We start from the raw sequence: 18,189 nt of genomic DNA on the forward strand, positions 1-18,189 counted from the left end.
ACCTTAATTTGTCAGTTCACCCAACTGACTGAACAAATTCTCGAAACCACGCTTCCAACTCGCCCTCGTTTAGCTCCCCTGCGGCCAGATCGACAAAAGCCACCACCATTTCGGCATCATTCGCAATCAGCTCATAGCCATTGAGCATCAAAAATGTTTCGCTGACCACCGCTGCGGTGCGCTTGTTGCCGTCGACAAACGGATGGTTGCGCGCAATGCCATAGGCGTAAGACGCGGCGAGAGCGCAGACATCAGGCTCACCATAAGCAGCCAGATTTTGCGGGCGCGCCATTGCGCTTTCGAGCAATGTTGCGTCGCGCACACCTTCTCCACCGCCATGTTCGGCGACCTGTTCGGCATGCGCCGCCATTGCCACGTCGAGCGTGACCCAGATCCAATCCTGCGCCACGATATTACTTTGCGAGTTCGCGCAAGGCCCGCTTGCGGCGTGCCATCACTTCGCGTGCGGCGGCCATCTGGCTTTCGAAATCGTCGGAAGGTTCGGTCAGCGATATGGTCAGGCCGTCATCGGCCAGATTGAGTTGATCGCCGGGCTTCAAACCCCGACGACGCACAATATCGCTGGGCAAAGTGATGCCCACCGAATTGCCGACTTTGATAATTTTGACTTGTGCGTTCATACATGCGTTATAACACCATTGTTTGGGATTGCAATCCCCCTACCCAAACCCCTTTCACGCGTTATACCGGTTGCAAAGAACAACCCAATCGAGGAGCGCCACATGCCCGAAACGCCGAACCAGACCCTGTCCGAATACACGCCTGCTAAAGTGTGGGAGTGGAATACTGAAAGCGGCGGGCGTTTTGCCAATATCAACCGGCCGATTGCCGGGGCGACGCATGACAAGGAACTGCCCGTCGGCAAGCATCCGATGCAGCTTTATTCGCTCGGCACCCCCAATGGGGTGAAGGTGACTGTGCTGCTCGAGGAGCTACTCGCGCTGGGCCATGCGGGAGCGGAATATGATGCCTGGCTGATCAATATCGGCAATGGTGACCAGTTCGGGTCGGGCTTTGTCGATGCCAACCCCAATTCGAAAATCCCCGCGCTGGTCGACCACTCCGGACCGACACCGCAGCGCGTATTCGAATCGGGTGCGATCCTGCTTTACCTTGCCGAGAAATTCGGCGCCTTCCTGCCCACTGACCCTGCCAAGCGTGCCGAGGCGTTGAGCTGGCTGTTCTGGCAGATGGGCAGCGCACCCTATCTCGGCGGCGGCTTCGGCCATTTCTATGCCTATGCGCCGTTCAAGATCGAATATTGCGTTGATCGTTTCGCAATGGAGGTGAAGCGGCAGATGGATGTGCTCGACCGCAACCTTGCTGAGCGCGAATATATGGCGGGCGATGAATATTCGATCGCCGATATCGCGATTTGGCCCTGGTATGGCGCGCTCGCCATGGGGTTGATTTACGAGGCAGGCGAGTTTCTCGACGTCACCAGCTACAAACATGTGCAGCGCTGGACCAAGCAGATCGCGGCGCGCCCTGCGGCGCAACGTGGGCGGATGGTCAATCGGGTGATGGGCGACCCTGCCACCTGCCTGCCCGAACGCCATGATGCGGGCGATTTTGAAACGCGCACAATCGACAAGTTGGTGGCAGCCGGAGAATGGCCGCCCAAGACGGATTGACGAAGTGCCGATGTTCGCATAATGTTCCAAATACTTTGAAGGAGATGATTCGATGATCGGTTATGTGACTTTGGGCACCAATGATCTGGCCCGTGCCGCCAAATTTTATGATGCCATTGCGGCTGAAATGGGCACCGGGCGGATGATGGATTTTGATGGCTTCATCGCCTGGGGCACGCCGGGTGGCGGCGCGGGTATTGGCCTGACCAAGCCGTTTGACGGCAATAGCGCCACGGTCGGCAATGGCGTCATGGTGGCGCTGGAGGCGAAGGACAAGGATCAGGTTCACCGGCTGTATGATATCGCGCTCGCCCATGGCGGCACCTGCGAAGGCCCCCCGGGACCGCGCGGCGATGGCGGTTTCTATGCAGGCTATTTCCGCGATCCGGATGGCAATAAGCTGAACGCTTTCATCATGTAATAATCTTGCGTGACATAGTGTCAGCTTTGTCAACTTCGGGCGGGAGTTTTTCCATATGAGCGTTCAAAAACTGGAGAAACACCCGCTCCATCTCGGCCTTGGCGCGACCGCGATCCCCCAACCCGAGTTCAGCGGAGCGATGGACTGGTATATGGCCTATGGCGAGCGCCACGGTGGCGATGGCGCCGAAGGGCGGCTGGTCAGCATGCATCGCTTTACCCAAAGCTGGGATAGCTGGGAAATGCATCCGGCGGGAGACGAGGTTGTCGTGTGCACCTCGGGCCAGATGACGCTGATCCAGGAATACCTCGACGGTTCGACCGGTTCGGTGACGATTGGGGCAGGCGAATATGCGATCAATCCGCCCGGTGTCTGGCATACCGCCGATATAGAGGGCGAGGCGACCGCGCTGTTCATCACCGCCGGAATGGGCACCGAAGGGCGGCCCAGATAGGCCAAGGCTGGTAAAACCAGCCGCTCTCGCCTAAGGGCGGGCCATGCATTTCCTAGATCAGGCGAAAATCTACATCCGCTCCGGTGCCGGTGGCCCCGGGGCTGTCAGCTTTCGCCGCGAAAAATATGTCGAATATGGCGGCCCCGACGGCGGCAATGGCGGGCGTGGTGGCGACATCATCTTCGAAGCCGTAGCCGGTCTCAACACCTTGATCGACTTCCGCTACACCCAGCATTTCAAGGCCCCGCGCGGTGGTGGTGGTGCAGGACGAGACCGCTATGGTGCAGGTGGCGAAGATCTGGTGATCAAGGTGCCCGTGGGCACGCAGATTTTGGCCGACGACGATGATCGCACCTTGCTCGCTGATCTGACCAAGGTCGGGCAACGTATCACCTTCCTGAAGGGCGGTATGGGCGGTCGTGGTAACGCCAGCTACAAGACCAGCACCAATCGCGCCCCGCGCCAGCACCAGCCGGGTGAGGATGGTCAGGAATCGTGGGTTTGGCTGCGGCTGAAACTACTTGCCGATGCCGGACTTGTCGGCCTGCCCAATGCCGGTAAATCGACCTTCATCAATCAGGTGACCAATACCAAGGCAAAGGTCGGGGCCTATGCCTTCACGACGCTGCGTCCTCAATTGGGCGTGGTCAGCCACAAAGGTCGCGAATTTGTCCTCGCCGACATTCCGGGGCTGATTGCGGGTGCTGCCGAAGGGGCAGGCGTAGGCGACCGCTTCCTGGGCCATATAGAGCGCTGCCAGATATTGATCCACCTGATCGACGCCACCGGCGACGACCCGGTCGAGGCTTGGCACACGGTCTGCGAAGAGCTCGAAGCTTATGGTGCCGGCCTTGAAGACAAGCCACAGATCGTTGCCCTCAACAAGGGCGACCTTCTGGACGAAGAGCTGATGGCCGACATTTCGGCGCAACTTGAGGCCGCTGGCGCGCAAGAGGTGATCGCGATTTCAGGCGCGACCGGACAGGGCGTCGACAAGGTTCTCGACCGCGTGATCGCGGCACTACCCGACAAGAGCAGCGTCGAAACCTCGAGCGGCGATAATGAGGAAGGCGAATGGTCGCCCATCTGAGCCCTGCCACTTGCCCGCTACTGGTGGTAAAGGTCGGGTCGTCCTTGCTGGTCGAATCTGACGGATCGGTTCGGCGTGATTGGCTCGAAACGCTGGTTGCCGATATAGCCAAACGCCAAAAGGCGGGGCAGAAGATCGTCGTTGTCAGCTCTGGCGCGATTGCGCTGGGGGCAAGACGGCTTGGTTTTGAAAAGGGTGGCCGTGCCAGCCTTGCAGACGCACAGGCCTCTGCCTCGGTCGGGCAGATTCTCTTGTCGGGTATCTGGGCCGAATTGCTCGCCTCGCAAGGGCTGACCGCTGCACAGATGCTAGTGACGCTCGATGATCTGGAGGATCGCCGCCGCTATCTCAACATCACCGCTACACTGGACCGGTTGCTTGGGGCTGGAGCAGTCCCCGTCATCAATGAAAATGACAGCGTCGCGACCGAAGAAATCCGCTTTGGCGACAATGACCGGCTGGCCGCGCGCGTGGCACAGGCGGCGAGCGCAAATGGCGTGGTGTTACTGTCCGATGTCGACGGGCTTTATGACCGCGATCCAAAAGATCCTGAGGCGCAGCTCGTGCCCGAAGTGGCCAAAGTCGATGGCCATATCCGCATCATGGTGACGGGCGACTCCTCGTCCGGCATGGGTTCGGGCGGGATGGCATCGAAGATCGATGCCGCAGATATCGCCACGCGCGCAGGGATTGGCCTCGCCATTGCCTCGGGGCTGCGCGACCATCCGCTTGCTGCGTTAGACGATGGCGCACCTTTTACATGGTTCACACCGCGCGGAGCCGGTAGCGCGCGCAAAAGCTGGATCGGTGGGCGGTTGTCGGTCAAAGGCAGTATCGTCGTCGATGCAGGAGCTGCGAAGGCGTTGCGAAGTGGGGCAAGCCTGCTGCCTGCGGGTGCCAAGCTGGTGCAAGGTGAATTCCGGCGCGGCGATGTCATCGACATCGTCACGGCAGAAGGTGAAACGCTGGCGCGCGGGCTTTCCGAATATGATGCCGCCGATGCCGTGCAAATTTGCGGCAAACGCTCGATCGAACTCGAAGCCATATTGGGCGCGGTTCCACGCCAAGTGCTCGTTCACCGCGACCAGATGGTGTTGCTCTGATGGCAGGCAAGGGCGTGGTTGCCCTGACCGGCGCGACCGGTTTTGTCGGCGGCGCGACGCTGCACCAATTGGTCGAAGCAGGCTGGCAGGTGCGTGCACTCACCCGTCGAAGCCAGCCAGCGAAGCCGGGTGTGACATGGGTTGAGGGCGCTCTCGATCGGCCTGAAAGTCTTGCGCAATTGTGTGAAGGTGCAGATGCAATCTTGCACATTGCAGGTGTGGTCAACGCGCCTGATGCAGCAGGGTTCGAAGCGGGCAATGTCACCGGCACCGCCCAACTTTTGAGCGCCGCCAAGGAATCGGGCATAAGGCGTTTCGTCCATGTCTCGTCACTCTCCGCGCGCGAGCCTAAGCTTTCGGTTTACGGATCGAGCAAAGCCAAAGGCGAGAAGCTGGTCGCGACCAGTATGCTCGACTGGACGATCCTCCGCCCGCCCGGTGTTTACGGCCCCGGCGACACCGAGGTTTTCGAAATGTTCAAAATGGCAGCCAAAGGCTTTTGCCTGCTGCCACCCGCTGGCAAAGGGTCGTGGATCCATGTCGATGATCTTGCGCGCTTGCTGGTTGCGCTGCTTCCGGCGCATGAGGATGCAACGGCGCAAACTTTTGAGGCTGATGACGGTGAGCCCGGGGGTTGGGAGCACGGCCGCTTTGCCCGTGCGATCGGCTTGGCGCTGGGCCGCCGCATAGCCACGATTTCTGCGCCACGCCCGCTGCTCTTTGCAGCAGCCTGGGGTGACCGGCTAGTGCGGGGCGCCAAGGCCAAGCTCACCCCGGATCGCGCCAGCTATATGAGCCATTCTGATTGGGTCATCGACCGCGAGGCTGCACCTCCCGCCGCACTTTGGCAGCCTCAAGTCGCCACGCTCGATGGCCTGAAAGCCACCGCGCGCTGGTATAAGGCGCAGGGATGGTTATAGAAGCGGGTAACCGATAGGGGCCAGAAATCGCCCTTTTACCGCCTTATTCCAGTGGTAATGGCGCGACAGTTTATAGTTAGGGACAAAATATGACCAACCGCAGCGAAATGTTCGACAAGCTCAAGGAGCTGATCGCGCCGTTCAACAAAAAAGGCGTAGAGCTGAGCGATGCAACGACCTTTGCCGGTGATCTCGAATGGGACAGCCTAACCGTCATGGATTTCGTCGCCGAAGTGGAAGACAGTTTCGACATCGTCATCACCATGAACATGCAGGCTGAAATCGAAAATGTCGGCCAACTGGTCGATGCGGTGCTTAAACTTACGGATTGATATGACCGACCTTTTCTCCAAATTCGACCCGCTGATTGAACAGCGCCGCGCGCTGCTTGAAACTGGGCTGACCGACCCGTTCAATCTGGTGATGGAAAAGGTGCTGTCGCCGACCGTCGCGATCTGCAATGGGCGCGAGACGATCCTGCTCGGCACCTATAATTATATGGGTATGACCTTCGACGAAGATGTCATCGCCGCAGGTAAACAGGCGTTTGACGATTTTGGCGCTGGCACCACCGGTAGCCGCGTCTTGAACGGCACCTTCCATCCGCACCGCGATGTCGAGGCGGCGCTGCGCGAATTTTACGACATGGACCATGCGATGGTCTTTTCGACCGGCTATCAGGCCAATCTGGGGATCATCAGCACGATCGCGGGCAAGGGTGATTATATCATCCTAGATATTGACAGCCATGCGTCGATCTATGACGGCTGTAAGATGGGCGACGCCGAAATCGTCGCCTTCCGCCACAATGACATTGAGGCGCTCGAAAAGCGACTGAAGCGTTTGCCTGCCGAGGCTGGCAAGCTGGTCGTACTCGAAGGCGTCTATTCAATGCTCGGCGACGTCGCACCGCTGAAGGAGATGGTGCGCATCTCCAAGGAAAATGGCGCGATGGTGCTGGTCGATGAGGCGCATTCGATGGGCTTTATCGGCGCCAATGGTCGCGGTGTTGCCGAAGAGCAGGGCTGCATCGACGATGTCGATTTCATCATCGGCACTTTTTCGAAAAGTGTCGGAACGGTCGGCGGGTTTTGTGTGTCGAACCATCCCAAGTTCGAAATATTGCGCCTTGTGTGCCGCCCCTATGTGTTCACCGCCGCCCTTCCGCCTAGCGTGATGACGTCGAGCGCGACATCGGTGCGCAAGTTGATGCACGGCGGCAACAAGCGCGCGCATTTGTGGGAAAACAGCAAGGCCCTGCACAAAGGGCTGCGCGATCTCGGCTTTCAACTGGGCACTGACGAGCCGCAATCGGCGATCATCGCGGTCATCATGCCCGATCTGGAGCGCGGTGCGATGATGTGGGAGGCGTTGTTACACGAAGGGCTATACGTCAACTTGGCCCGTCCGCCGGCAACGCCTGCGGGCATGACGCTGCTGCGCTGCTCGCTCTGCGCCGAGCATACAAGCGAGCAAGTGCAGGATATTCTCGGCCGGTTTGAACGTGCAGGCAAGGCTGTCGGCATCATCTGACCTTTGACGATGGCAACCCGCTACACCCTCGCACTCTCCTGCCCGGATGCACCGGCGCTGGTCGCGGCTGTTTCGGGTTTCCTTGCAAATCATGGCTGCAACATTCTTGAATCGCAGCAGTTTAACGACCGTGAGGACGCGCAATTCTTCATGCGGGTGGTGTTTGAGGCTTTGCCCGGAGCGCCTGAGGCCGATGCGCTGAAGGACCAATTCGCGCCTTTGGCCGAGCGGCTTTCGATGCACTGGCAGATTCGCAACGCCGATGCGCCGCGCAAGGTGTTGCTGATGGTCTCCAAATTCGACCATTGTCTCGAAGACCTGCTGTACCGGGTACGGGTCGGCGAGTTGAAGATGGACGTTGTTGCCATCGCTTCCAACCATCCGCGCGACGCCGCAAAACCTTCGCTGGTCGGTGACATTGCGTGGCACCATTTCCCAATCACACCTGATAGCAAGCCGAATCAGGAAGCCGCGATAAAGGCGCTGGTCGAGGAAAGTGGAGCCGAACTTGTCGTCTTGGCACGCTATATGCAGATCTTGTCGGATGATTTTGCGGGCTTCCTGTCGGGTCGTTGCATCAACATCCACCACAGCTTCCTACCCGGCTTCAAGGGTGCAAAACCCTATCATCAGGCGCACGCGCGCGGGGTAAAGATGATCGGCGCGACCGCCCATTATGTCACTGCAGATCTCGATGAAGGCCCGATCATCGCGCAGGACGTCGAAGCGGTCAGCCACGCCGATACGGCAGAGGATCTGGTGGCCAAGGGGCGCGACATTGAGAGCCGCGTGCTCGCTGCCGCCGTGCGCGATCATTTGGAGGATCGCGTGTTGCTCAATGGCAGCAAGACTGTCGTTTTCCGCAGCTAGCGCACCGCGCCTTTGGCAAGCAATCTTGGAACTAGAACGAAAGCCGCGACCAACGGCCATTTGCGTTGCCAGGGCTTGATCTCGATTTGCGTTCCCGCGTGGCGGTTTATCTTCCAGGCCAGATAGTCGATCCCGCCCGAATAGGTGAACGCTGCCTTGGCGAGACGGGTGATGGAGAGCAATTTGCCTTCGAACCGGCGGCGCGCCCAGCCACCGCTTTCGGCTCCTGCCGGGATAGCGTCTATTGCCGGAATGCTGAACCGTACATAGCGCGCCGGGTCGGCATCGACCACCGAGTTCGAACGGCTTTTGCGTTCGGCGCGCAATTCGACCGAATAGGTCAGAGCAAAGGCCCGCCGCCACCAGTCGAGCGGGGCCTCGCCATCGATTGATCCGGCGGCAGCCAGCAGTGTTGGTGCGGCGCGTGAAACGGCAGCGATGGCTTTGGCCTGAGCCTGCGTATCCGCGCTCCACACCAGCCGTGCTGGTTGTGCAAAGCGGGCCCAAACCGAGACATTGCGCGTTTCCGGGCCGTTCAGCCGGTGAAAATCGGTTTCACTCAGCACGGCATATTTGGCCATCAAGCCTTTGTGCTCGAACGGGAAGACATTGGGTGGAATGAGTCGGTTTGCCCGCGCCAGCCAGCCTTTGTCGAACGCCGTGTCATAGTCCGATACGATCAGGTAGAAATCGAGCATCAGCCCTTCGAGCTGGCTTTCGCGCAGGCAGCTTCCGTAAAATAGCACGGCTTTCGAAGCGTCCGGATATTTCGCGGCCAGCGCCTCGGCTATATCGCGCACGCGCGGGTCGACCGGCTGTGCCAATTCTTCTGCGACAAGCTGTGTGAGCGAGGACATGCGATGGCCTTAGCGGCTTTTTACCGGTTAAGCGATTGCCTCAGGCGGCAAGCTTGAGGAACGGCACCGGCGGGGTTGAGCGCAACACTATCGGACGGTCGCTGCCTGCCTCGAACACTTCGCCGTCGAGGATCACATTGCTGCGCCCGCCGTCGATCTGGATGATATCGCCATTGCTGATGTGGATGCCATCCATGCGCCGCTTGCCCAAAAGGCCGAGCAACGATGCGCCTATCATCCGCAACAACACCCAGGGCCCTTGGTCGACCGCCATCAGCTTCAGATGCCCGCTGCCTTCAGTGCGCACGCGCCCGCCAAGCAATAGCTTTTCGAGCGTGGTGACGATTAGCACGGAGAAACGCCCTTTGAGCTCACCATCGCGGATCAGCGAAATCCGGATCGATTCGGTGCGACGCGGAAGGAAATCTGCTTTCAGGCCGAACAGCACCGTGAAAATGGCGGCAATTGCGGCAATAACATGGCTTAGCCCGTTGGGCAGGCCGAGCGGATATATCTTGTTGCGGCAATAGAGAATCGTTTCCGCCAGATAGGCCCCGCCCAGAAACATCCCGATTACAGGGCGGACATTATCGGTGCCTTCGGACAGCGCGATCAGCTCACGCGCTACGACATGGCCAGACAGGTCGCCCTTCGCCAGTTCCAAAATGTCCACCAACGCCTGCAACGCATCCCCGCTTGCGCCCAGATCGAGCGCAATCAGGTTGGTCTTGCCATTGGGCAGAACTGCCACGGGAGGAGGCGTGCCTTTGAAATGGCCGCCATGATAGAGCTCGGTCAACGCTGCCTGAACGGTGCCATCGCCGCCATTGACGACGAGCACCTTGGGCTTGACGCGCGCGATCATTTCGAGCGCGCGAGCAATCTGGCCGACCTCTTCGACTTCATAATGGAAGATGTCCGGGTTCTTCGCGCAAAAGCTCCGCACCTGCGGCAACAGGCTCTTGTTGCCGGTCGAGTGCGGATTGGAAAGAAGCGCGACTAGAGCCAAATTACCCCTTGAAACCTCACATATATTTCATGTTGATCGTTACCGTCGTTACACCGGAACCCGCATAAAAGCTGACTTTCCCGACCGAGGGCTTGCCCAGGTTGAGTATATTGATCGACGGGTTGTTGGAAAAGCCGCCGCCGTCCGACGAGATATCGGTCTTGCCGTTGCCATTTTTGTCGTGCCGTACGGCAATGGCATAATTGCCGGCGGACGCCAAAGGAATGCAAAAGCTCATCGCACCTGCGCGGGCTGACGACTCTATGCGGTGCAGCCATTGTGATTTGTTGAGCCATGCAGCTTTGGTCGCAGGATAGTTTTGAACCCTAATCCTGCCTGCTGACGCTTTTACGCCATTTACGACAACTTTCACCGCAGGGCCCTGACCGGCGCTGCAGCGGCTCATATCGTTTGAAATCACGCTTCCGGCCGAGGCCGTGCCCGTCATAGCGAGCGCGGCGGCGGCGAAAGCGGCAATGAAACGTGCCATTGCTGTAACTACTCCGTACCATTTGCGTTGATCATATTACGACCAACGATATTGCTCCTGATCTTGATCAGGTATATCGGAACGATTTGCGGCCAAATTAGGGTGACAGGGCGACCATAAGTTGAAATTTTTGACCGCCACCGACCGCTACATAGCAAGGCTTGTCACGCTACCGCTGGTCAGCACGCTTGTGATTGCCGCGATGTTGCTGTTGCTCGACAAGATGTTGCGGCTGTTCGATTTCGTTGCCGCCGAAGGCGGGCCGGTCAGCGTTGTCTGGCGCATGCTCGCAAATCTGATCCCCGAATATATGTCGCTTGGCATTCCGATCGGGCTGATGCTGGGGATATTGCTCGCCTTCCGCAGGCTCGCAACCACTTCGGAGATCGATATTTTCCGCGCGGTTGGGCAGAGCTATTGGCGGCTGCTGCGCGTGCCATATCTTTTTGCGATCGTGCTGGCGCTGGCCAATTTTGCCATTGTCGGATGGGTGCAGCCAACGTCGCGCTATTTGTATGAAGAGTTGCGTTTTGATCTGCGATCCGGCGCCTTGGGCGCCTCGATCAAGGTAGGCGAGTTCAACAATCTGGGCGACAATCTGACGGTCCGGATCGACGAAAGCCGCAATCAGGGCAATGACCTGTCAGGCCTGTTCGTTTTTGCAGAGAACAAGAAGGGCCAGTCGATTTCGGTGACTGCCGAAAAGGGCCAGTTTCTGCGAACTGACGATCCCGATACGATCATCCTACGATTGACCAACGGCACGCTTGTGCATGATGCCCCCAATTATCGCAGCGCGCGTGTTCTCAGTTTTTCGAACCATGACGTGCCGATCGATCTGCCCCAGATCGAGCAATTCCGCGGGCGCGGCGGCAAGGATCGCGAATATACGCTTACCGAACTGGTAAAGGTCAGCAACGACATCGAGCGCCCAAAAAGTGAGCGCAATGCGGCATGGTCCAATTTCCACTTCCGGTTGGTTGAAGTGGCGATGATGTTTCTGCTGCCGCTGCTGGCCTTGGCGCTGGCGATACCCCCCAAAAGATCGACATCGGCGCTCGGGGTATTCTTGTCGATCGTGATGGTGGTGACCTATCACAAGGTGAACGAATATGCGGAATCGCTAGGTGCGATGGGGCAGGTTCCGCCCGCTGTTGCACTTTGGGTGCCGTGCCTTGTCTTTGCCGCGCTGATTTTCTGGATGTACCATGTGATCGCGCATGTGCCGGGCGGCCAACCGATAGGCGCGCTTGAAGTGTTCGCTGCCAAAGCGGGCAAATCGATCAAGAAGCTGTTCCGCTTCGGTCGACGCAAGTCGCGCCTATTGGTGCAGGAGGCCTGATCGGTGCGGCTGCAATTCTTCCCATCGCGCCAGATCGGCTGGTATATGGCGCGGCTGTTCCTCGTCCGCACGCTTGCCGTGTTGCTTATGCTGGTGCTGGTGCTGCAGACGCTCGATCTGTTGGGCGAAAGCGGCAAGATCCTCTCGGTCGCAGGCAACAGCGAATCCGACCTTTGGCGCTATGTAGGGATGCGCGCGCCGCAGATCATAGCCCGCTTCCTGCCCTTTTCGGTGCTGCTGGCGACACTGATAACTTTTGCGACGCTCAGCCAGAACAGCGAAGTGGTGGCGATGAAGGCGGCGGGCCTTTCGGCGCACCAGATATTGGCGCCGATGCTGGCGGCAAGCCTGCTGGTTGCCGGTGTGTCGTTTGTTTTCAACGAAACGGTGGTCGCCCCTGCAACCGCCAAGCTGAAGGTCTGGCAGGACGTCGAATACGGTTCTGTGCCCAAGGATGATGGCATCCGCACAAATGTCTGGGTGCGCGAGGGGCGCGACCTGGTTCAGGTGCGCATGGTTTCGGGGAAGGGGAACGCCACAAAATTGCAGGGAATTCGCGTTTACCAGCGTAACGAAGGCAGCCTTAAGCGCGTAATTCAGGCGGAATCCGGCAGCCTTAGCGACGGCGCATGGAAGCTTGAGAATATCGAGATTTTCGATGTTGCCAAAGCCGAGCAAGAAAAGTTGCCCGAACTGATTGTTGGACGCGGGATTGAGCCCGAGCGGTTCAACCGAATAAAGGTTGATGGCGATGCGCTGGGTTTCGTGCCGCTGATGCACGCCATAGACGATCTGAAGGCAGCCGGGCGTCGAACTGATACGCTCGAAGGCATATTGTGGCACAAGATTTCGGGGCCCTTGTCGGCGCTGCTGATGCCTCTGTTGGGGGCTGTGGCGGCCTTTGGACTGGCGCGTTCCGGCGCGCTATTCCTGCGGGCCGTGGTCGGGATGGCGTTGGGCTTTGCCTATTTTGTGGCCGACAATTTTGCCTTGGCGATGGGTAATTTGGGCGCTTACCCGCCATTTATTGCGGCATGGGCGCCCTTTCTGCTGTTCTTGCTGATCGGCGAAACGGTGCTGGTCCGTACTGAGGAATGAGCGGGCCGCAAGAAGAGGCGCTGATCGGGGCGCAGGCGCAGACCATTGATCGCAAGGATGTCGCCAAAGGTGCAGGGCTGGCGGCGGTGGCGCGGCTCGGTGCGCTGATTGAGGTCATAGCTCAGCCTGCATATACGTGGATGTTTGGTCTCGCAGGCTACGGCGTCTATGTTGTTTTGTGGGCTGCGATCAATATCCTGACGGATCTGTTCGATCTTGGTTTGGCAAAGGCGTTGCAACGCATTGTGCCGGCAACCGGGGATCGGGAACGGCAGCACGCGGCTGTGCGCTTTGCTTTGCTGGCGGGCACCGGCGCCGGCCTTGTCGTCGCGGTGATCGTTGCGCTGGCAGCGCCTTGGATCGCCGAATCCATTTCCGCACCTGAGTCCGTCCGACCGATTTTACCACGGGCGATCGCCATATTTGCCTTCAGCCTGCCGTTGTGGATATTCATCGAAATTGCAACGGGCGCCGCCAGGGCAATGCGCGCATTCGGCCCGGAAATCCGTTTGCGCATTTTCTGGGAACAGGTTGCACGGCTGGTTTTTGCAGCGCTGTTCTATTTTGCAGGCTTTGGTGTCGAAGGTCTGCTGCTCGGGCACCTCGCATCATTGGTGCTGACGAGCATCCTGTCGTGGCAGTTGCTGGGTCGCTTTTTCGACTTGCATCTGTTGCTGCATGTTCCGGTTCCAATGGCGCTGCGGCGTGAGGCGATCAAGGCTGGAATAGCACTACAGCCGCCTTGGCTGGCGCGCCGCGTTTACAGCGATTTGCCGCCTATATTGCTCAACTTGATGTTGCCTGGCGTGTCGGGCGCCACTGCGGCAGGGCTGTTTGGAATCGCACGCAAAATTGCCTCGATCCCGCTGATTGTCCGCTTGTCGTTTCTTTATGTCCTCGCTCCACTTTCATCGGCGCAGGCGGCAACGAAAAGGAGGGAGATCGGACCTCTATTCAGCTTTTCAACCCATATATCCGTGTTGTTCGCGTTGCCGATAGCCGGGTTCATGATGCTGGTTGCGGCAGATGTTCTAACTGCTTTTGCACCTGGCGCAGAGGCGGCGTTGCCGGTTGTCCTTATCCTGCTGCTCGGCCGGTCGGTTGAAGCTGCGCTCGGGCCCGCGACGCCGATTGTCGAGATGACAGGGCATCGTGCATTGCCTTTGATCAACAGCATATTGGGTTTGGCGCTGTGGCTGGGCCTCGCGGCATGGCTCGTTCCCTTGGCGCAGGCGGTAGGTATGGCGGTATCGGTGACCGCTGCTATCATCGTCACGGCCTTGCTGGCGATTTTCGAACTTTGGTGGAGCGATCGCCTATCGCCGTTCGGATTTGGTTTCTGGCGCGCGCTGCTCGCCAGCCTTGCAGGTATCGCGCTCCTCTGGGTGGCGGGAGAAGTGGTTGCCGGATTTGGCCAGCGTATCCGGGCGCTGACTTTGCTTGCTCTGTTCTTCCCCACTTTGTGGTTGATTTTGAAACTGGGACTTGTTCGGGAGGACAAAGCCGGTCTTGGCAAACTGGCGGCTCGATTGCGCTTGTAAACCGTTGTCGAGCGTCACACAGGTCCGCATAAGATGCTGTAACAGTGACTAGGAGGTTGGAGAGCATGCAGGCAGGCGAAGTGCGCGTTACGCCGGTGAACGGGAAAAAGGCGCTGGCGGAGTTTGTTGACCTGCCTTTCCGCCTTTACGCGAGCGACCCGAACTGGGTGCCGCCGCTAAAGGATGAGGTATATGGCCTCCTCACGCCCACCAAGAACCCCTGGTTCGAACATGCCGAGGCACAACTTTTCCTAGCGCGCCGTGCCGGGCAGGTGGTCGGCCGGATTTCGGCGCATATCGACCATCTCGCACTCAAGCAGCCGGTCGAACAGGGCATGGGCCCCGGCACCGGCTTTTGGGGATTTTACGAGGCGGAGAGCGCAGAGATTGGCAACGCATTGCTCGCCGAAGCCGAAAAATGGCTGCGCGCCAAGGGCATGACCAAAATGCTCGGTCCGGTCAGTTTCGCGATGTGGGATGAGCCGGGTTTGCTGATCGAGGGGCATGACCATCCGCCGACAGTGATGATGGGGTTCAACAGTGCGGCTTATCAGGGCTGGATTGAGGCGGCGGGGTATCAGAAGGTCGAGGACCTCTACACTTATGCGTTGCCAATCGTCGAAGACTTCCCCGAATTGACCCGGCGCATCGTTGCGATGGGAGAAAAAAGCGGCAAGATCCACATCCGCCGCGTTAACAAGCGTAAATTTGACGAGGAAGCGGCGTTGATCCTGTCGATCCTCAATGATGCATGGAGCGACAATTGGGGCTTCGTTCCCTTCACGCCCGCAGAAGTAGCCTATGCAGGTAAGAAGCTGAAACCGATCGTCTTTGAAGACCTGATCCGCATTGCCGAAATCGACGGTGAACCGGTCGCTTTCATGATGACTGTACCCGATCTCAACGAGCAGCTGGTCAAATATGGCGGCTCATTATGGCCGTTCAATTGGGCCAAGCTGCTCTGGTGGCTGAATGTCGGCACGCCGCAGGTGACGACGATGCGCGTACCGTTGATGGGCGTGGTCAAAAAGCTTCAGGGCACGCGCATGGCGGGCCAACTGGCTTTCATGCTCATCGAATACATCCGCCGCGATGCGATCACCAAATTCGGCGCAACGCGCGGCGATTTCGGTTGGGTGCTGTCGTCGAACGGGCCGATGGTTTCGGTGGGTGAAGCCGTCGGCGGCAAGGTGAACAAGATCTACCGGATATACGAAAAAACGCTCTAAAGGCTGCGGCCTTCGCGTCCGGCCAGTTCCACCGCATAGTGCCACGCCACGCGGCCCGAGCGGCCACCGCGCTGGTGGGCAAAGGCGAGGGCGTCTGCCTCGTCCCAGTCGAGCCCGAAATGCGCGGCGTAAGCGGCGACCATTTCGAGGAAGGCGGGCTGGTCGGGATATTGAAAACCCAGCTTGAGCCCGAAACGGTCGGCTAGCGCGAGCCGGTCATCGGCAACATCGCGCGCATTGACGGCGGCATCTTCGTCATCCTGTCGCCGCTCGACGATGTTGCGTCGGTTCGAGGTCACATAAAGCCGGACATTGGCGGGACGCGCTTCCGATCCGCCCTCGAGCATCGATCGCAAGCGGCGTGGGCCGGCATCGTCGCCTTCGAACGCCATATCGTCGATGAACAAGACGAAACGGCGCTCGGATTTGCCAAGCAGCGCGAACAGATGCGGCAGGCTGGCCAGCTGGTCTGCGGTGGTTTCGACCAATGCGAGCGGTAAGCCCTGCGCCTGCAAAGCGCCGGTCACCGATTTGACCAGTGCCGACTTTCCCATCCCGCGCGCACCCCAGAGAAGCACATCATGCGCGGCATGGCCTTGGGCAAGGCGGCGGCTGTTTTCGGTTATGGCTTCTTTTTGCCGGTGGACGCCGACGATCAGGCTGGCGGGAAGTGGGGCGAAAGTAGTGACGGCGGCAAGCGTTCGGCCGTCCCAATGGTAGGCGGGGTGGGCAGAAAGGTCTGCCGGTTCGCCCCTCGGCGGCGCAAGCCGTTCCAGCGCATCGGCGATGCGGCGGAGCAGATCTTCGCTCAAGCCGCCAGCCCTTCGGCATCCAATGCATAGAGCAAGTCCGCTCCCGCCATTGCACTGCCTTTGAGCGACAGCGCCTCGGGCACCATCACGTCGAGATAATAGCGGCAGCTGGCGATCTTGGCTTTCAGGAATGGCGTATTACCGCCTTCTGCCTCAGCAACCTGCAACTGTTTCGCCATCAGGCTGCCGCAGGTCGCGACCGCCATCATCGTGGTGAATGGATAGCTGCCAGCGAGCTTGTCGTCAGTCGAGGCGCTACCAATCATCCATTCGGCTACCTCGGTACAGGCGCCCGCAAGCGCCTTGAGTGCGGCATGTTCGCCTGCCTCTTGCCCGATCTTTGCCAGATGCTCGCGCACCGCATCACCGCCGCGCATGCCGAGTTTGCGGCCGACCAGATCGGCTGCCTGAATGCCATTGGTGCCCTCGTAAATCGCAGCTATGCGGATGTCGCGATACAGCTGCGCCGCGCCGGTTTCTTCGATAAAGCCCATGCCGCCATGTACCTGGATGCCGAGCGAGGCAATCTCGCTGCCCATGTCGGTGCCATAGGTTTTGGCAAGCGGTGTCAGCAGATCGACCATTTCCTGGGCGCCTTCTATGCCCAGGGCTGCGCGGTCGACAAATCCAGAGGCGCAGTAAAGCAGTGCGCGGATCGCCTGTGTTCCCGCCTTCATCCGCATCAGCATGCGGCGGACGTCGGGATGCTCGACGATGGCAACCGAATCGCGACTGGTTCCGCCTGCTCGCGCCGACTGGACACGATCGCGGGCGAAGGCGACCGCCTTTTGCGTCGCGGCCTCAGCAATCTGCACCCCTTCGAGGCCGACATTGAGACGGGCATTGTTCATCATTGTGAACATCGCGCGCATCCCGCCAAATTCAGGCCCGATCAACTCACCGATGCAATCGCCTTCTTCGCCAAATGCCAATACGCAGGTCGGCGATGCGTTGATGCCCATTTTATGTTCGATCGACACGACCTTCACATCGTTGCGTTCGCCGAGCGAACCATCGCCATTGACCCGATATTTGGGGACGAGGAAAAGCGAAATGCCCTTGGTGCCCGCGGGTGCATCGGGGGTGCGGGCGAGGACGAGGTGGACGATATTGCCCGCCATGTCATGATCGCCAAAGCTGATGAAAATCTTGGTACCCTTGATCTGGTAAGTGCCGTCGCCGCGCGGGGTCGCGGTCGATTTGAGCGCGCCGACGTCGGATCCTGCCTGCGGCTCGGTCAGGTTCATCGTTCCGGTCCATGCGCCGGTGGACAGTCTGGGCAAATACATCGCCTTTTGCGCGTCCGAACCATGATGGTTGATCGCCTCGATCGAACCGACCGAAAGGATCGGGCAAAGCGCAAAGGCCATGTTCGCTGCGCCCAGCGAATCGAGCGCTACGGTGGCGAGGCTGAAGGGCAGGCCCTGCCCGCCAAAGTCCGCAGGCGCGTTGATCGACCCCCAGCCATTGGCGACATAGGCCTTATATGCGTCGACAAATCCTTCGGGCATGACGACCTGCCCGTCGACCAGCCGCGCCCCCACCGTGTCGCCAATCCGGCGCAACGGATAGAATTCCGCTGCGGCAAATTCACCGATTCCGGCGACAATCGCCTCGACCATATCGGGGCTGGCATCGCCAAAGCGCGCATGCGCGGCGAGTTCGTCAATTCCTGTGATATGCTTCAGGACGAAAAGCTGTTCGGTAACCGGTGCGGTGAATGTCATTTTGAGGCCTGTTGCTTGCGGGTTTCCCGGCCTATAGC

At 59.2% G+C, this 18,189-nt stretch carries 20 protein-coding genes; 13 read left to right on the forward strand and 7 right to left on the reverse strand.

Going from position 1 to position 18,189, the window contains the following annotated elements:
- Positions 1 to 16 precede the first annotated feature (16 nt).
- Together ABL922_RS03795 and ABL922_RS03800 are read right to left on the reverse strand one after the other, a co-directional pair.
- The gene (locus ABL922_RS03795) at positions 17 to 412 is read right to left on the reverse strand and encodes a type II toxin-antitoxin system death-on-curing family toxin (RefSeq protein WP_349022911.1); all 396 of its coding nucleotides are present in this window, start codon (positions 410 to 412) and stop codon (positions 17 to 19) included.
- A gap of 1 nt (position 413) precedes the next feature.
- Positions 414 to 641, reverse strand: coding sequence for an AbrB/MazE/SpoVT family DNA-binding domain-containing protein (locus tag ABL922_RS03800; protein ID WP_349022872.1), 228 nt, complete (start codon positions 639 to 641; stop codon positions 414 to 416).
- A gap of 102 nt (positions 642 to 743) precedes the next feature.
- Between ABL922_RS03800 and yghU the strand changes: the two genes are divergently transcribed.
- The 9 genes from yghU to purU all read left to right on the forward strand — a co-directional run bounded on the left by yghU (position 744) and on the right by purU (position 8,046).
- Positions 744 to 1,655 (forward strand): glutathione-dependent disulfide-bond oxidoreductase, encoded by a 912-nt coding sequence (gene yghU, locus ABL922_RS03805; RefSeq protein ID WP_349022873.1) that lies wholly within the window; start codon positions 744 to 746, stop codon positions 1,653 to 1,655.
- A 52-nt stretch (positions 1,656 to 1,707) separates the two neighbouring features.
- A complete protein-coding gene (locus tag ABL922_RS03810) occupies positions 1,708 to 2,076 on the forward strand; it encodes a VOC family protein (protein ID WP_349022874.1) in 369 nt (122 codons plus the stop codon).
- 55 nt (positions 2,077 to 2,131) lie between these two features.
- On the forward strand, positions 2,132 to 2,530 hold the full coding sequence (locus ABL922_RS03815; protein WP_349022875.1) for a cupin: 399 nt from the start codon (positions 2,132 to 2,134) through the stop codon (positions 2,528 to 2,530).
- A gap of 43 nt (positions 2,531 to 2,573) precedes the next feature.
- Complete coding sequence (gene obgE / locus ABL922_RS03820) at positions 2,574 to 3,620, forward strand: GTPase ObgE (RefSeq protein WP_349022876.1); 1,047 nt, start codon at positions 2,574 to 2,576, stop codon at positions 3,618 to 3,620.
- Positions 3,605 to 4,723, forward strand: a complete 1,119-nt coding sequence (gene proB, locus ABL922_RS03825; RefSeq protein ID WP_349022877.1) for a glutamate 5-kinase — start codon at positions 3,605 to 3,607, stop codon at positions 4,721 to 4,723. The genes obgE and proB overlap by 16 nt, the downstream gene beginning before the upstream one ends.
- Positions 4,723 to 5,643 (forward strand): NAD(P)-dependent oxidoreductase, encoded by a 921-nt coding sequence (locus ABL922_RS03830; protein ID WP_349022878.1) that lies wholly within the window; start codon positions 4,723 to 4,725, stop codon positions 5,641 to 5,643. The genes proB and ABL922_RS03830 overlap by 1 nt, the downstream gene beginning before the upstream one ends.
- Positions 5,644 to 5,732: 89 nt before the next feature.
- Entirely contained in the window at positions 5,733 to 5,975 is a 243-nt protein-coding gene (locus ABL922_RS03835; protein WP_349022879.1) for an acyl carrier protein, read from the forward strand.
- Position 5,976: 1 nt separating this feature from the next.
- Complete coding sequence (locus tag ABL922_RS03840) at positions 5,977 to 7,176, forward strand: aminotransferase class I/II-fold pyridoxal phosphate-dependent enzyme (protein WP_349022880.1); 1,200 nt, start codon at positions 5,977 to 5,979, stop codon at positions 7,174 to 7,176.
- A gap of 9 nt (positions 7,177 to 7,185) precedes the next feature.
- On the forward strand, positions 7,186 to 8,046 hold the full coding sequence (gene purU, locus ABL922_RS03845; protein WP_349022912.1) for a formyltetrahydrofolate deformylase: 861 nt from the start codon (positions 7,186 to 7,188) through the stop codon (positions 8,044 to 8,046).
- Here purU and ABL922_RS03850 read toward each other — a convergent pair.
- Genes ABL922_RS03850 through ABL922_RS03860 form a run of 3 tightly spaced genes read right to left on the reverse strand, consistent with a single transcriptional unit; the run spans position 8,043 to position 10,360 of the window.
- On the reverse strand, positions 8,043 to 8,903 hold the full coding sequence (locus tag ABL922_RS03850) for a hypothetical protein (protein WP_349022881.1): 861 nt from the start codon (positions 8,901 to 8,903) through the stop codon (positions 8,043 to 8,045). The two genes, purU and ABL922_RS03850, sit on opposite strands and share 4 nt — an antisense overlap.
- Before the next feature lie 40 nt (positions 8,904 to 8,943).
- Entirely contained in the window at positions 8,944 to 9,912 is a 969-nt protein-coding gene (locus ABL922_RS03855) for a diacylglycerol kinase family protein (RefSeq protein ID WP_349022882.1), read from the reverse strand.
- 16 nt (positions 9,913 to 9,928) lie between these two features.
- The gene (locus ABL922_RS03860; protein ID WP_349022913.1) at positions 9,929 to 10,360 is read right to left on the reverse strand and encodes a DUF2141 domain-containing protein; all 432 of its coding nucleotides are present in this window, start codon (positions 10,358 to 10,360) and stop codon (positions 9,929 to 9,931) included.
- A 163-nt stretch (positions 10,361 to 10,523) separates the two neighbouring features.
- Here ABL922_RS03860 and lptF point away from each other — a divergent pair, with 163 nt between their 5' ends.
- The 4 genes from lptF (at position 10,524) to ABL922_RS03880 (ending at position 15,612) form a co-directional block, all read left to right on the forward strand.
- Positions 10,524 to 11,744 carry an LPS export ABC transporter permease LptF gene (gene lptF / locus ABL922_RS03865; protein ID WP_349022883.1) on the forward strand — a complete coding sequence of 407 codons (1,221 nt, stop codon included), beginning with the start codon at positions 10,524 to 10,526 and terminating at the stop codon, positions 11,742 to 11,744.
- Between the two features lie 3 nt (positions 11,745 to 11,747).
- Positions 11,748 to 12,842, forward strand: coding sequence for an LPS export ABC transporter permease LptG (lptG, locus tag ABL922_RS03870; protein ID WP_349022884.1), 1,095 nt, complete (start codon positions 11,748 to 11,750; stop codon positions 12,840 to 12,842).
- Positions 12,839 to 14,383, forward strand: a complete 1,545-nt coding sequence (locus tag ABL922_RS03875) for an oligosaccharide flippase family protein (protein ID WP_349022885.1) — start codon at positions 12,839 to 12,841, stop codon at positions 14,381 to 14,383. The genes lptG and ABL922_RS03875 overlap by 4 nt, the downstream gene beginning before the upstream one ends.
- 65 nt (positions 14,384 to 14,448) lie before the next feature.
- The gene (locus ABL922_RS03880) at positions 14,449 to 15,612 is read left to right on the forward strand and encodes an N-acetyltransferase (RefSeq protein ID WP_349022886.1); all 1,164 of its coding nucleotides are present in this window, start codon (positions 14,449 to 14,451) and stop codon (positions 15,610 to 15,612) included.
- Here ABL922_RS03880 and ABL922_RS03885 read toward each other — a convergent pair.
- Positions 15,609 to 16,424 (reverse strand): ATP-binding protein, encoded by an 816-nt coding sequence (locus ABL922_RS03885; RefSeq protein ID WP_349022887.1) that lies wholly within the window; start codon positions 16,422 to 16,424, stop codon positions 15,609 to 15,611. The genes ABL922_RS03880 and ABL922_RS03885 overlap by 4 nt on opposite strands.
- On the reverse strand, positions 16,421 to 18,151 hold the full coding sequence (locus ABL922_RS03890; RefSeq protein ID WP_349022888.1) for an acyl-CoA dehydrogenase: 1,731 nt from the start codon (positions 18,149 to 18,151) through the stop codon (positions 16,421 to 16,423). The genes ABL922_RS03885 and ABL922_RS03890 overlap by 4 nt, the downstream gene beginning before the upstream one ends.
- Positions 18,152 to 18,189: the final 38 nt, after the last annotated feature.

This window comes from Sphingorhabdus sp., from assembly GCF_040079335.1.
Classification (GTDB): Bacteria; Pseudomonadota; Alphaproteobacteria; order Sphingomonadales; family Sphingomonadaceae; genus Sphingorhabdus_B.